Origin of the sequence: Thalassotalea insulae (assembly GCF_030161395.1) — a bacterium.
Taxonomy (GTDB): Bacteria; Pseudomonadota; Gammaproteobacteria; order Enterobacterales; family Alteromonadaceae; genus Thalassotalea_E; species Thalassotalea_E insulae.
Genome location: NZ_BSST01000001.1, coordinates 3,587,938 through 3,602,518 on the forward strand (window position 1 = coordinate 3,587,938; position 14,581 = coordinate 3,602,518).

Annotated in this window: 15 protein-coding genes; 6 read left to right on the forward strand and 9 right to left on the reverse strand. The window is 42.1% G+C overall.

The genetic code is table 11. The features are described from left to right. Positions 1-159: 159 nt before the first annotated feature. The 8 genes from QQK06_RS16065 to QQK06_RS16100 all read right to left on the reverse strand — a co-directional run bounded on the left by QQK06_RS16065 (position 160) and on the right by QQK06_RS16100 (position 8,644). Positions 160-816, reverse strand: coding sequence for a 3-oxoacid CoA-transferase subunit B (locus QQK06_RS16065; protein WP_284245800.1), 657 nt, complete (start codon positions 814-816; stop codon positions 160-162). Between the two features lie 10 nt (positions 817-826). Next, on the reverse strand, positions 827-1,528 hold the full coding sequence (locus QQK06_RS16070) for a CoA transferase subunit A (RefSeq protein ID WP_284245801.1): 702 nt from the start codon (positions 1,526-1,528) through the stop codon (positions 827-829). Positions 1,529-1,531: 3 nt separating this feature from the next. After that, positions 1,532-2,455: a hydroxymethylglutaryl-CoA lyase gene (locus QQK06_RS16075; protein ID WP_284245802.1), complete on the reverse strand. Its 924-nt coding sequence runs from the start codon at positions 2,453-2,455 to the stop codon at positions 1,532-1,534. A gap of 10 nt (positions 2,456-2,465) precedes the next feature. Then, entirely contained in the window at positions 2,466-4,490 is a 2,025-nt protein-coding gene (locus QQK06_RS16080; RefSeq protein WP_284246637.1) for an acetyl/propionyl/methylcrotonyl-CoA carboxylase subunit alpha, read from the reverse strand. A 37-nt stretch (positions 4,491-4,527) separates the two neighbouring features. Next, positions 4,528-5,340, reverse strand: coding sequence for an enoyl-CoA hydratase/isomerase family protein (locus tag QQK06_RS16085; protein WP_284245803.1), 813 nt, complete (start codon positions 5,338-5,340; stop codon positions 4,528-4,530). Between the two features lie 2 nt (positions 5,341-5,342). Next, the gene (locus QQK06_RS16090) at positions 5,343-6,950 is read right to left on the reverse strand and encodes a carboxyl transferase domain-containing protein (RefSeq protein ID WP_284245804.1); all 1,608 of its coding nucleotides are present in this window, start codon (positions 6,948-6,950) and stop codon (positions 5,343-5,345) included. 88 nt (positions 6,951-7,038) lie between these two features. Further along, complete coding sequence (locus QQK06_RS16095) at positions 7,039-8,205, reverse strand: isovaleryl-CoA dehydrogenase (RefSeq protein WP_284245805.1); 1,167 nt, start codon at positions 8,203-8,205, stop codon at positions 7,039-7,041. 46 nt (positions 8,206-8,251) lie between these two features. Beyond that, positions 8,252-8,644: a MerR family transcriptional regulator gene (locus QQK06_RS16100; RefSeq protein WP_284245806.1), complete on the reverse strand. Its 393-nt coding sequence runs from the start codon at positions 8,642-8,644 to the stop codon at positions 8,252-8,254. 226 nt (positions 8,645-8,870) lie between these two features. On the opposite strand from QQK06_RS16100, the gene QQK06_RS16105 reads away from it, so the two are divergent. The 6 genes from QQK06_RS16105 to QQK06_RS16130 all read left to right on the forward strand — a co-directional run bounded on the left by QQK06_RS16105 (position 8,871) and on the right by QQK06_RS16130 (position 13,948). Then, complete coding sequence (locus QQK06_RS16105) at positions 8,871-10,133, forward strand: sensor histidine kinase (RefSeq protein WP_284245807.1); 1,263 nt, start codon at positions 8,871-8,873, stop codon at positions 10,131-10,133. Next, positions 10,130-10,681 (forward strand): response regulator transcription factor, encoded by a 552-nt coding sequence (locus QQK06_RS16110; RefSeq protein ID WP_284245809.1) that lies wholly within the window; start codon positions 10,130-10,132, stop codon positions 10,679-10,681. The genes QQK06_RS16105 and QQK06_RS16110 overlap by 4 nt, the downstream gene beginning before the upstream one ends. 161 nt (positions 10,682-10,842) lie before the next feature. Beyond that, positions 10,843-12,027, forward strand: a complete 1,185-nt coding sequence (locus QQK06_RS16115) for an acetyl-CoA C-acyltransferase (protein ID WP_284245810.1) — start codon at positions 10,843-10,845, stop codon at positions 12,025-12,027. A gap of 84 nt (positions 12,028-12,111) precedes the next feature. Next, complete coding sequence (locus QQK06_RS16120) at positions 12,112-12,699, forward strand: HutD/Ves family protein (RefSeq protein ID WP_284245812.1); 588 nt, start codon at positions 12,112-12,114, stop codon at positions 12,697-12,699. 61 nt (positions 12,700-12,760) lie between these two features. Then, complete coding sequence (locus QQK06_RS16125; protein WP_284245813.1) at positions 12,761-13,183, forward strand: hypothetical protein; 423 nt, start codon at positions 12,761-12,763, stop codon at positions 13,181-13,183. Between the two features lie 123 nt (positions 13,184-13,306). Next, positions 13,307-13,948: a helix-turn-helix transcriptional regulator gene (locus QQK06_RS16130; RefSeq protein WP_284245814.1), complete on the forward strand. Its 642-nt coding sequence runs from the start codon at positions 13,307-13,309 to the stop codon at positions 13,946-13,948. Here QQK06_RS16130 and QQK06_RS16135 read toward each other — a convergent pair. Further along, positions 13,939-14,328 carry a VOC family protein gene (locus tag QQK06_RS16135; RefSeq protein WP_284245815.1) on the reverse strand — a complete coding sequence of 130 codons (390 nt, stop codon included), beginning with the start codon at positions 14,326-14,328 and terminating at the stop codon, positions 13,939-13,941. The two genes, QQK06_RS16130 and QQK06_RS16135, sit on opposite strands and share 10 nt — an antisense overlap. Positions 14,329-14,581: the final 253 nt, after the last annotated feature.

Sequence of the window (14,581 nt, forward strand, 5' to 3'; positions counted from 1 at the left end):
TCATTAAATAGCGTGAAATTATTTTTATATAAAACAAATGATTAGTCGTGAACTACTCACTTAGTTATCACGAGTAGCTATATCAGTGACTGTTAAATTTTAGTTTTTTGTACAAAAAAGGGAGCTGATGCTCCCTTGTGCTTGGTTAACACTATAAGGTTAAAATGTCATTTCTGGTACATGCTCTGGAATAACGAGTTCACCAGCGGTCAGTTTAACAATTTCTTCAACCGATACGCCTGGAGCACGTTCAAGTAGATGAAACTTACCGTCTTTGATTTCGATAAAAGCTAAGTCAGTTAGTACTTTTTTGATACAGCCTTTACCTGTAAGAGGGAGTGTACAATCGGCTAATAGTTTGGATTCACCATGTTTTGATGCATGGGTCATTGTTACGATAATATTATCAGCACCGGCAACTAAATCCATAGCGCCACCCATGCCTTTGATCAGCTTGCCTGGGATCATATATGACGCAATATTACCATGAACATCGACTTCAAATGCGCCAAGCACGGTTAAATCAACATGGCCGCCACGGATCATGGCGAATGATTCTGCAGAATCAAAGATTGACGCACCAGTGGCCATGGTTACCGTTTGTTTACCGGCATTGATCAGGTCGGCATCAATAGTTTCTTCGGTTGGAAACTCCCCCATGCCTAATAGACCATTTTCCGATTGCAACATTACTTCCATTCCTTTTGGAACGTAGTTAGCTACTAAAGTTGGAATACCTATGCCTAAGTTAACGTAGTAACCATCTTGTAATTCTTGGGCAACACGTTGTGCAAGTTGTTCTCTTGATAAAGCCATTTGCTACTCCTTACTTGGCACGCACGGTGCGTTGTTCGATGCGTTTTTCAAACGACCCTTTAATCAGTCGATCGACGTAAATACCTGGGGTATGGATCTGATCTGGATCTAGTTGACCCGGCTCAACGATTTCTTCCACTTCAACCACAGTGATTTTACCGGCAGTTGCTGCCATAGGGTTAAAATTACGCGCTGTTTTGCGATATACCAAGTTGCCGTAACGGTCTGCTTTCCACGCTTTGACAATAGCAAAATCACCAGTGATTGCCGGTTCTAGAATATAATGACGACCGTTAAATTCACGTTCTTCTTTGCCTTCAGCTACCGGAGTGCCGTAACCTGTGGCGGTATAAAATGCTGGAATACCAGCGCCACCAGCACGCATTTTTTCGGCTAATGTACCTTGCGGCGTTAATTCTACTTCTAGTTCGCCACTCATCATCTGACGTTCAAACTCGGCATTTTCACCGACATATGATGCGACAATCTTTTTAATTTGACGATCTGGTAATAAGACACCTAAACCAAAGTCGTCAACGCCACAGTTATTTGACACGACTGTTAATCCTTTAGTGCCTTTGCGCTTGATTTCTGCAATCAAGTTTTCTGGAATACCACATAAACCAAAACCACCTGAAATGATGGTCATGTTATCTTCTAGACCTGCCATGGCTTCTTCGTAGCTTGACACTACTTTGTCAAATCCGGCCATTATTTACTCCTCGATATAAGGTTTGTGTTGCGCCCGATACGCATTCGAAACTTTTGAAATAGGCGCTTTGCCTAGTATGTCACTGATAAACCAACCGGCTTTCAATAACTTGTTAAAATCTATACCGGTAGTTATGCCAAGACCATGTAATAAATACACGACATCTTCTGTAGCGACATTACCGGAAGCGCCCTTAGCATACGGGCAGCCGCCTAATCCGGCAACTGCACTGTCAACAACGCTAATACCATTTTGTAACGCAGTGTAAATGTTGGTTAACGCTTGGCCATAGGTATCGTGGAAGTGAACTGCCAAATGCTCCCTAGGAACCTTTGCCATCACTGCCTGTAACATCTTTTGTACGCTTGCTGCTGTGCCAACACCGATAGTGTCTCCGAGGGAGATTTCATAACATCCCATGTTATGAAGTTTTTCTGCCACTTTGGCAACTTGCTCAGGGGCAATCTCTCCGTCATAGGGACAGCCGACAACACAGGAGACATAACCTCTGACTTTGATATTAGCTTGCTTAGCCGCAGCTATGATCGGGGCAAAGCGCTCTATGCTTTCATCTATCGAACAATTGATATTTTTTTGGCTAAAGCCTTCCGATGCCGCAGCAAATATTGCTACTTCATCGGCGTTTGCAGCAATAGCGGCATCGTAGCCTTTGATGTTCGGTGTTAGTGCAGCATAAGTGACACCAGACTTTCTTGCGATACCCGTTAATACTGCTGTTGACGTTGCCATTTGCGGCACCCATTTTGGCGAGACAAAGCTGCCACTTTCAATATATGAGAGTCCTGCGTCAGTAAGCTGATCAATTAATGCGATTTTATCATCAGCGCTAATTAACTGTTTTTCATTTTGTAGGCCGTCTCTTGGACCAACTTCAACAATTTTTACCTGTGAAGGAAAAGTGCTCATACGTACCTCGTTAGTCTTCGGTGTTAAATGCTAATAATTCACAGCCACCATCAACCATATCGCCTGCTTTATAATAAAGGGTTTCAACGACGCCATCGCTTGGCGCTTTAATGGTATGTTCCATCTTCATTGCTTCTAAGATCATCAGCGGTTGATCTTTGACTACTTTATCGCCGGCGTTAATTAATACTGACACCATAGTGCCATTCATTGGTGCCGTGAGACCACCTTGTTGTTCATGGTCGTCATGGATACCACAATCTGGCTGGATATAAGTAAAATTAAAGACGCCGTTTTGACGGTATAAGCTGATGTTATCACCATCTCGGGTAATGGTAGCTTGACTGCGGTGACCATCAATACTGACGTGTAATTTATCACCCTCTATGCGGCCCTGACAGTCTAATGTCCGTTCAGCAAATTGTGGATGATTGACAGTGATCAGGTAATAGCTACCTGTGCCTTGACGTTTTTGCTCAACGTTTACTGGATACTCAATCTCATTATGTGACAAGAACAACTGGTGAAGGTGAGCTTCGTTTAAGCGCCAGGCATTTGTGGTATTCCATGGGGAGTAAGGATCGGTAGTGTTCGCAGCGGCAATTTGCGCTTTTTCTGCCAATGACAATACCAGATAAAGTGCAGCCATGGGTAATTCATCTGCTAAGGTTTGCTCGTTGCTATGAAAGATATCGCTATGATGCTTTTCAATGAAGCCTGTATCTATATCCTGATTGATAAATGCTGGAGTTGTCGCTAGATTATAGAGAAAGTCGATGTTAGTTGTCACACCGTTGATCTTGTATTCCGTGAGCGCTTTAGTTAATCGTTGTAGTGCTTTTTCACGATTTTCATCCCAGACAATCAGTTTCGCGATCATTGGATCATAATAAACGCTGACTTCATCCCCTTGACGTACCCCAGTATCAACACGAACATGCTCGCTTTCTTCTGGTGGTTGTAAAAATGATAAGGTGCCGGTTGCGGGTAAAAAGTCATTGTTTGCATCTTCGGCATAAATACGCGCTTCAAACGCATGACCGTTAATGGCTAATTCGTCCTGAGTTTTAGGCAGACGTTCACCAGCGGCAACTCGTAATTGCCACTCGACTAAATCTTGTCCTGAGATCATTTCTGTTACCGGGTGTTCAACCTGTAAACGGGTATTCATTTCCATAAAGTAGAATGAACCGTCAACATCGAGTAAAAATTCAACGGTACCAGCACCTTGATAGCCGATGGCTTTGGCTGATTTTATAGCTGATTCACCCATTTGTGCGCGAAGCGCTGCACTCATATTAAAGGCAGGCGCTTCTTCAATGACTTTTTGATGACGACGTTGCACCGAACAGTCACGCTCAAAAAGATAAACGGCATTACCGTGATTATCACAAAATACTTGAATTTCGACATGACGTGGTTGAGTGAGGTACTTTTCCACTAACATGGTGTCGTCACCAAATGACGATTTTGCTTCCCGTTTCGCCGCCGCAAAGCCTTCACTAAATTCTGCTTCACTCCAGACTTGGCGCATACCTTTACCACCGCCACCGGCGGTTGCTTTTAATAGTACCGGGTAGCCCATATCATCGGCAGCTTTTTTGATCACCGCTTCTGTTTGGTCATCACCATGATAGCCTGGTACTAATGGCACTTGTGCTTGTTCCATAATCGATTTAGCGGCAGATTTTGAGCCCATCGCTTCTATTGCCGCTACTGGTGGTCCGATAAAGGTAATATTTTCTTGTTCACATAAGCGGCAAAATTCTGCGTTTTCTGAAAGAAAACCATAGCCAGGATGAATTGCCTGTGCACCGGTTTTTTTCGCAGCGGCAATGACGTTTTCACCTAATAAATAGCTTTCCCGTGACGGCGACGGTCCTAAATAAATGGCTTCATCAGCCATATTAACGTGCAAAGAGTTAGCATCGGCATCTGAGTAAACAGCAACGGTTAAAATTCCCATTTTACGCGCGGTGTTAATTACTCGACAGGCAATTTCTCCGCGGTTAGCGATCAGAATTTTGCTAAACATTTTTTGTGCGTGAGTCATAGTTTTTCAGATCCTTAAATTACGGCTTTTGCTGCCAGCTCGGTGTACGTTTTTCAAAAAACGCGCTTAAGCCTTCCTGCCCTTGTTCTGATACGCGAATAGAGGCAATACGTTCACTGGTAATGTTAATGAGTTCATTGTCGATATCTTGATAAGCAACATCTAAAGCAAGTTGTTTTGCCTGTTTAACGGCCTCAGGGCTATTAGCTAATAGTGTGCGTACCATGGCATCGACACTTTCGTCTAATTCTTCTGGATTAACTACTTCATCGACAAGTCCTAAGCGTTGTGCTTTATCGGAAAAGAAACGTTCGGCAGTTTGAAAATAGCGACGACACGCTTTTTGACCTATAGCGTTAATGACATAAGGGCTGATAGTGGCAGGGATCAATCCGAGTTTCACTTCACTTAAGCAAAAGCTGGCTTTATTGCTAGCGATAACAATATCACAGCAACTGGCAAGTCCGACGGCACCGCCAAATGCGGCACCTTGTACCTTCGCTATGGTCGTTTGCGGCATAAAGTTCAGTGCTTTTAGCATACAGGCCAGCGCATTAGCATCACTGAGATTTTCTTCATAGCTATAACTTGCCATGCGCTTCATCCAACCAAGGTCAGCACCAGCCGAAAAGCTTTTGCCGGTAGACGCTAGCACCATGATGCTAACATCTTGACGATCGGCAAGATCCATAAAGATCTTGCTTAATTCAGCAATAACACCGTCATCAAAGGCGTTATGTTTATCTGGGTTATTCAGGGTAACGGTTGCAACGCCATATCGATCGATATCACATAAAACTTTTGCTGTTGTAGTATTATCAGTCATATCCATTCCTACATTCTAAAGAGGCCAAATTTGGTCTCTTCAATTGGCTTGTTAAGTGATGCTGAAATTGCTAAACCGAGCACCTGGCGAGTATCGGCGGGATCGATGACACCGTCATCCCATAAACGGGCAGAGGCGTAATACGGATGGCCCTGATGCTCATAGGTATCGATAATCGGTTGTTTAAATTCGGCTTCAGCTTCGGCGCTCCAGTTTTCACCCTGCTTTTCTTTTTGGTCGCGTTTAACTTGTGCTAATACACCAGCGGCTTGTTCGCCACCCATGACAGAAATTCGAGCATTAGGCCACATAAATAAGAATCTTGGATCGTAGGCTCGGCCACACATACCATAGTTACCCGCACCAAAACTGCCACCGATTAAAATGGTAAATTTAGGCACCTGTGCCGTTGCTACTGCGGTGACCATTTTGGCACCATGTTTGGCAATACCGCCAGCTTCATACTGCTGACCAACCATAAAGCCGGTAATGTTTTGTAAAAACACTAATGGAATTTTGCGTTGTGCACAAAGCTCAATAAAGTGCGCGCCTTTTTGTGCTGATTCACCAAACAAAATACCGTTATTAGCAACGATACCGACTGGGTAACCATAGATACGGGCGAAACCACATACTAACGTCGTGCCGTATAAAGCTTTAAATTCGTCGAATTCACTGCCATCAACGATACGAGCAATTACTTCTCGGATATCAAATGGCTGGCGAGAATCTTTAGGAATAATGCCGTAAATTTCACTGGTTTCATAAGCAGGCTCTTGCACAGGCTTGATGTTCATTGCGACTGGCTTAACCCTATTTAAGTTCGCAACGATAGTTTTTGCTAGCTCTAGCGCGTGATGATCATTTTGCGCGTAATGATCGGCAACACCTGAGGTGCGACAATGAACATCTGCGCCGCCTAAATCTTCCGCGCTAACCACTTCACCTGTGGCGGCTTTTACTAATGGTGGGCCAGCAAGGAAAATAGTGCCTTGTTCTTTAACGATAATTGATTCATCCGCCATTGCAGGCACATAAGCACCACCTGCGGTACAAGACCCCATGACCACAGCTATCTGCGGAATTGCCTGTGCCGACATATTGGCTTGATTAAAGAAGATACGGCCGAAATGCTCTTTATCGGGAAAGACATCGTCTTGGTTAGGTAAATTTGCTCCACCTGAATCCACCAGATAAATACAAGGTAAGTTATTTTCCTGAGCTATGGACTGAGCACGTAAATGTTTTTTAACGGTTAACGGATAGTAAGTACCGCCTTTTACGGTTGCATCATTGGCGACAATAACACACTCCTGACCACCAACGCGTCCGATACCTGTAATAATACCTGCTGCTGGGACATCGTCGGGATAGACATCAAACGCTGCTAATTGTGAAAACTCTAAAAAAGGTGCGCCGGGATCAAGTAATGCATTGACGCGATCCCGTGGTAGTAGTTTGCCTCGAGACAGGTGACGGTCACGGCTTTTCTCGCCGCCGCCTAATTTGATTTGTTCAAGTTTCGCTTTTAAATCGTCCACCTGAAGCTGCATTGCTGCGGCATTTTCAGTGAACTCTGGGCTACGAGGATTGATTTTAGAAATTATCTTAGCCACGTTGTTTCGCCTTACTAGTTAAACGGTTAAATCAGCGGTTAATGAATGGCATTATTAACCGCTATATTGGAAATTTATCGCTATTTGCTTATGACTCGTTAAACAATTCGCGACCGATGAGCATTCGACGGATTTCTGAGGTACCAGCGCCGATTTCATATAATTTAGCATCACGCAATAAACGACCAGCTGGGAACTCATTAATATAGCCATTACCACCTAATAACTGGATAGCATCTAATGACATTTTTGTCGCTAACTCAGCGGCATATAAAATAACACCTGCGGCGTCTTTACGAGTGGTTTCACCGCGATCTGCGGCCTGAGCACACATATAAGCATAAGATTTTGCAGCGTTCATTTGGGTGTACATATCGGCGATTTTGCCTTGCACTAATTGAAACTCACCGATTGATTGACCGAATTGTTTACGGTCGTGGATATAAGGGACGACTAGGTCCATACAGGCATCCATAATGCCTAATGGGCCACCGGTTAATACTAAACGTTCATAATCAAGACCTGACATTAAAACGCGGACACCTTTGCCTTCTTCACCTAATATATTTTCAGCCGGTACTTCGCAGTCTTCAAATACCAGCTCACAGGTGTTTGAGCCACGCATGCCAAGCTTGTCTAATTTTTGATGACGAGAAAAACCAGGGAAGTCACGCTCAACGATAAACGCAGTGATACCTTTTGAGCCAGCATTAACATCAGTTTTTGCGTAAATCACATAAACATGCGCGTCAGGACCGTTAGTGATCCACATTTTATTACCGTTTAAAATGTACTTATCACCTTTTTTCTCGGCACGTAGCTTCATGCTTACAACATCTGAGCCTGCATTTGGTTCACTCATTGCAAGGGCACCGATATGTTCACCGGTACATAATTTAGGTAGATACTTTTGTTTTTGCTCGTGGCTACCATTTTTGTTTAATTGATTTAAACAAAGGTTAGACATAGCACCGTAGCTTAAGCCGACTGATGCTGAGGCACGTGAAATTTCCTGCATTGCCACCATATGTTCAAGGTAACCTAAACCTGAACCGCCATATTGCTCGTCTACTGTCATACCAAGTAAACCCATGTCGCCAAACTTGCGCCATAAATCCATTGGGAATTCATTATCTTTATCAATTTGTTCGGCGCGAGGTGCGATTTCGTCACGAGCAAATGCGTTTACTTGATCGCGGATCATGTCAACGGTTTCGCCAAGGTTAAAATTGAGTGATGTGAATGTAGAAATCATAGCTGATCCTTTATTAATCATTTGTCTAAATAGTTAATGCTAGTTGTTATTTTTCTATTTCTGCTAGCGCTTCTTTACAATTTGCTTCCAGCCCCGTTAACTCGATTAACACGGCTTGAATGTCTTCTAATTGCTGATTTAAATCCGTTTTCTTTTGTGCGATTAAATCCATTATCGTATTTAACTGGGTTGCACTTGACTTATCTGCATCATAAAGTTCAAATAATCGGCCAGTTTCTGCCAGAGAAAAGCCGAGGCGTTTACCTCGTAGAATTAACTTTAGTCTAACTTTGTCTCTTTGGTTATAAATTCGTGTCTGACCTTTACGGGTCGGATGTATGAGCTGCTGATCTTCGTAAAAACGAATGCTCCTGGTGGTAATGTCGAATTCTTTGGCTAATTCACCGATAGAGTATGTTTTTGCTGTTGATGTACTCATAAAATTCTCATGCTTTGCAATTATTTTCTAAAGATAGCATGAAGTTTACGTAAACGTAAACTTTTAGCGGTAAATTTTAATGTTTTGTTAAATTTATCTCTATGAACTAGGGAATCTCTCAGTATTGATGCCCATGTTATTGTCAATTTTTTTGATATCTAACAACACTTTTTGTTATTAAATCAGGTAGATTAGTGGCTATTCAGTATAGGAAAGTTATAAAACTATGTCGCATTTAATCAAGAGTTTAAATCAGTTACAACTGATTTTTGTCTTGCGTTTGGCCGCTATTATTATACAAGTGTCACTGATTTTATTTGTTAATTTAGTGTTGCAATACCAACTACCATGGACACCGTTAGTGGCGGTGATCGTGACAGAATTACTATTTACTCTGATCTGTTGGTATTATTACCGCTCTCGAGTTAATACCGATAATCTTTCGATTTTTATTCAAAGCATCGCTGATATCATTTTTCTGTCGTTACTTTTATATTTTAGTGGTGGCGCAACTAATGCCTTTGTTTCGTTATTGCTTATTCCGATAGCGATTGCCGCGGTGACGTTAAGCAATACCCAATTGTTAGTGGTCGCACTTGGCGCTATAACTAGTTATAGCTTGTTATTGTGGCAGTTACCTATGAGTGTGATGCACGGTAATATGCAAGGGCATTTTATCGGTATGTGGATTAACTTTTTATTCTCTACGTTAGTGGTTGCATTGGTGGTGGGTAAAATGGCCCGAGGCATCAGTCAAAGGGAAAGAGCACTTGCTAAATATAAGGAAGAGTTATTAAAACAAGAGCAGGTGATGGCACTTGGTGTCGCTTCGGCGCAGGTTACTCACCAATTGGCAACCCCAGTAGCAACCGTTCAGTTATTAGCTGATGAATTGATGGAAGAGCAGCCGGGCCATTCGTTATTAATTGATATGCAGCAGCAATTAAGCCGATGTCGGGAAAGCATTGCTAGCTTTAGGAAACTTTCCTTTGATATTAAAGAGCAGACATTGTCGAAAATAAGCTGTGCCGAGCTCTTACAGCAAATTCAAGCCCATATTGCGTTAAATTATCCTGATATCGAAATTATTGGTCAGCTGATAGAATCGTCAGAGGATAGTAACGTTCAGAACGTTACCTATTTACAGGCGGACGCCTCTTTATTACCGGCGATTATCAACTTGATCAATAACGCTATCCGCGCGACTCGTAACAATTTAAGCCGTCAAATTGAGTTAAGTTGGCAATTAGTGGATGGTTATTGGCAGTTATCGATACACGATTTTGGTGCAGGTTTTACTTTATCTAAATTGGCCGAACTAGGCGTTAAACCGGTGGATAGTCAACAAGGCCTTGGCATGGCGGTATTTTTAAGTTACGCGACATTGGAACGTTTGGGCGGAAAATTGCGTTTAACTAATCATCAAAGTGGTGGAGCGTTAGTGACAGTGACTTTGCCGGTAGTTGCAGATAACGGGAATGATAAATGAAATTGTTGATTGTTGAAGATGATAGTGCATTTGCCAATGTCTTAAAACGGCGCCTAGAAAAACATCAATTTAGTTGCTGGCATGTCGAACATGCCAATGAAGCGTTAATAGCCTGTCGTCGTTATCTGCCCGATTATATTTTACTTGATATGAAGTTACACGATGACAGTGGTTTGAGTCTGATCAAACCGATGCGTCAGTTATTACCGGATGCACGGATAATTTTGCTAACGGGTTATGCCAGCATTGCCAGTGCAGTAGATGCAATCAAATTAGGGGCTGATGACTATTTAAGTAAGCCAGTGGACAGCCAAACCTTATTAGCTGCTTTAAATAATACTAAGGTAGCGCAGCAGGATTTTGAGCCGCTGGAAGAAAAACCATTATCGGCGGAGCAGGTTGAATGGCAACATATTCAGCAAGTACTTAAATATAATAACGGCAACATTTCGGCAACAGCCAGGCAGTTGGCGATGCATCGAAGAACTTTGCAACGTAAACTGCAAAAAATGGCGCCGCTGGTTAACGAATCATCTGTTTTAACCTAACTTGCTCTATGCCCGAGAGTGACAATTACTGGCAATTTTCTAGTACACTCTGCACATGCGAGTACGAATGATTGATTAACTTAACGTTGGCGTAAACGTCAATATAGGGTAATCTGCATATATTATTTATAAAATAAACGTTATCTACGTTGGAGAATCTTATGTCTACTCATGATCCTATTGTCATTGTATCTGCAAAAAGAACGCCTATGGGCGGTTTTATGGGCGCTTTGTCTGCGGTAACTGCACCAAGTTTGGGAGCGACCGCGATTAGAGCGGCATTAGATGAAGCAAAACTGGCCAATGATCAGGTTGATGAAGTGATCATGGGCTGTGTGTTACCTGCAGGTTTAAAACAAGCGCCTGCTCGTCAGGCGGCATTAGAAGCTGAGCTGGATTTGTCAACTGTTTGTACCACCATTAATAAAGTCTGCGGTTCTGGTATGAAAGCAGCTATGCAAGCACATGATGCATTAGTAGCGGGTTCTATTGATGTTGCTGTTGCTGGTGGTATGGAAAGCATGACCAATGCGCCACATTTATTACCAAGTGGCCGATCTGGTATTAAAATGGGGGCAGGACAAGTATTAGACCATATGATGACCGATGGCTTGGAAAATGCCTACGACGGTGTAGCCATGGGATGTTTTGCCCAAGGCACTGCTGATGAGACAGGCTTTACTCGCGAACAGATGGATGAATACGCAATTCGTTCACTTTCACGTGCGAATGCGGCAATTGAGTCAGGTGCTTTTACTAATGAAGTGGCACCAGTGACGGTAAAATCACGCCGCGGTGATGTTGTTGTCGATATTGATGAACAACCCGGTAATGCTCGCCCAGATAAAATTCCTTCATTGCGTCCGGCATTTAAAAAAGACGGTACGATTACTGCGGCAAACTCAAGTTCAATTTCTGATGGTGCTGCGGCACTTGTGATGATGAAATTATCACAAGCGCAAAATCGTGGTTTAACGCCGCTTTGTAAAGTGGTTGCCCATGCAACGCATGCACAAAAACCTGCGGAATTTACTGTTGCGCCCGTAGGTGCGATGAAAAAAGTACTGGATAAAGCTAATTGGACGACTGCAGATGTTGATTTGTTTGAGATCAACGAAGCGTTTGCCATGGTGACTATGCTTGGTATGAAAGCACTAGAATTAGATGCTGATAAAGTGAATGTTAACGGTGGCGCGTGTGCTTTAGGTCATCCGTTAGGTGCTAGTGGTGCTCGTATTATGGTGACATTAATCCATGCCTTGAAAAACAAAGGTTTATCAAAAGGTATTGCTTCTTTATGTATTGGTGGTGGTGAAGCGACTGCGATTGCCCTTGAAATGATGTAATTATTCAAATCACTTGGTATGATTCATTGTTATTAAACCGCTGCTTTGTCAGCGGTTTTTATTTTTTAAACAAGGGTAAACATTATGTACGCGATAAAATCACCAGATAAGTTTATCACGACACCGTGGAAGAATGGCTTAGGGGAAACGACTGAGTTGGCTATTAATCAAGGTGCCAGCTTAACGAATTTTGACTGGCGCATCAGCATGGCGAAAGTGACTCAAGATGGTGTGTTTTCAGATTTTTCCGGTTATTTCCGGCAATTAATTTTAATTGCCGGAAATGGTATTAATTTACAGCACAAAAGTCCGGGTAGTGAGCGTGCTATCGGTAAGGATAAGTTAACTCACGTACTTGATATTGCAGAGTTTGATGGTGGCAACCAAACTTTTGGTGAGTTGATTAATGGTGAAATCATTGATCTCAATGTGATCACCGATTCAGCAAAAGTCGTCAGTCAGGTGACAACAGTTACTGAGCAGCAAACAATTACCATAGAAACTGACGAGCGCTTACTACTTTATCCAGTAACAGATAAGCTTAATATTACAGTGCAAGAGCAGTCGTTTACGTTAGCGCGAGGCTATTTGTTTCATTGGTTATCTGACGATAGCAAAAATCTGCAGGTAAGCGGACAGAACTTTATTCTGATTGAACTGAGCAAAAAATAATGCTTGCGCAAATCACTGATTGCCGTATGTTTTGTTTATTAACAGTAGATTAGACAATTTTATGATCCCAACCGAACTTCCATTATCAATTGAGGTCACTTCTGAGTTGCTAGCAGCACAGCAAACACTTACTGGCCTCAGTAATAAATTAGAAGCGCTATTTAATTTTCGCACTATGACCGCTGGCTGGTATGGTGATGAAGATTGCATTCTGCGCATTCGCTTATCACTTGAAACTCAACAGACGTTAACATTAGCTAGAGCTGATGTAACGGAGCTGCAGGAGTTAACGGAGTTATCTGACGATGTTTTTGTCGTCTTTGATAGCAATAACCTCGATATTAGTGCCAATATAGCGCTTACTGATAAAGAGCTGGTGTTAATTGAACAAACTGCACAATTATTACAACCGCTATTAGATAAGAAAATCGTTAAAACATTGAATTTTATCGCTGAGCAGCAAAAGCTTTTTCCGATTGATTAACCAGTATTAATGCTTGTTGGTGAGTGAAGAGATAAATTGCTGGCGAATGTTATTTTGCTTATAACTGATTAAATCAAATACTTAGAGTAAAGAGCACGTAAAATAAGTTATGTGAAATAAGATATGAACAATAATTTGGTTGTTACATGGCATGCTAATATTGACGTTGGGGGAGCTGCTGTTGTTATTCCTGATGGATGTCGTGATTTAATCGTAAAAACGCTAGGAAATGAAAAGCCAGATTGGTTTGTATCTCCACTATTTGATCGATCGGAGTTAGTTCAGGTAGAAGATAAATGCTCGTTTGTAGGATTTCGTCTAAGCCCAGGTGTCGGAATTAGAGAATGTGAGCTTCTCGCTCACATTGAAACAAAACAACTTGAAGCTAATGAAGTCAAAGGCATTATCGGTGACTTTATAAGGTTTGAGTCTGCGGTCCAAGAAGCCTTAGGGGCGTTAGCCAGTGAACAAGGGACGGTACAACAGGTTTCAGTGCAATTAGGAGTTAGTGTCAGAACACTACAACGACTGCTATTAAACAAAACGCAAAGAACTCCTGGCTATTGGTTACAATTAGCCAGGGTTAGAAAAGCGGCAAGAAGCTTAAGCCGTGAACATAGTTTGGCAGAGGTCGCTGAAAACTACGGTTTTTCAGATCAATCGCATATGAATAGAGAATTCCAGCGTTGGTTTAGGTTAACACCAGTACAATTATTAAATGCACCTGATGTTATCAGGCTGCTACATGACTCAGGTTATGGCTGATTACTCACTGGCGTACAAATCTCAACCAAAAAGCCATTATTGTCGGTAACATAGGCAATTGTCTGTCCCCAAGGCATATCTTCTGCATCTTGTACAAGTAGCGCTCCAGCTTTAAGCGCTTTAGAAAGTGCGGTTTTTACATCATCTGTTTCAAACGCTATTTCAAACGTTGGTGTATGAAAATTTGGTTTGCTAGGGGTTTTTCCTAATTGTTTTAATAGATCGACGGAAGAAAACGATAATGTAGTGCTGCCTGTTAATAATTCCCCATAGTCTCCGCTCTCATGCAACATTTTCCTTTCCAGTGCAAATGCTTGCTCATAAAAACTAAGGGTCTCACTAACATTATCAACATAGAGTATTGTGTATTTAAATTTCAAGACAGTGTCTCCTGATTGCTAAAAGTCTGAAGAAGTTTATAAATAATAAATGCTTAGGTCTTGAATAAATGCGACATTTTGAAGAAAACAGTCAAACCAAGTGTTTATTACAATGGGCATTTTTAGGGACTTTCTAGTGGTAAATATTTGTGCTTTGCACTAGAGAAGCTGCTCATTGTTGGTGCTAGTTAGGAGGCGTGGGATGAACAAGGAGTGTTTGCGTTAACGCGTTTTAGAGATAAACGCGTTAACG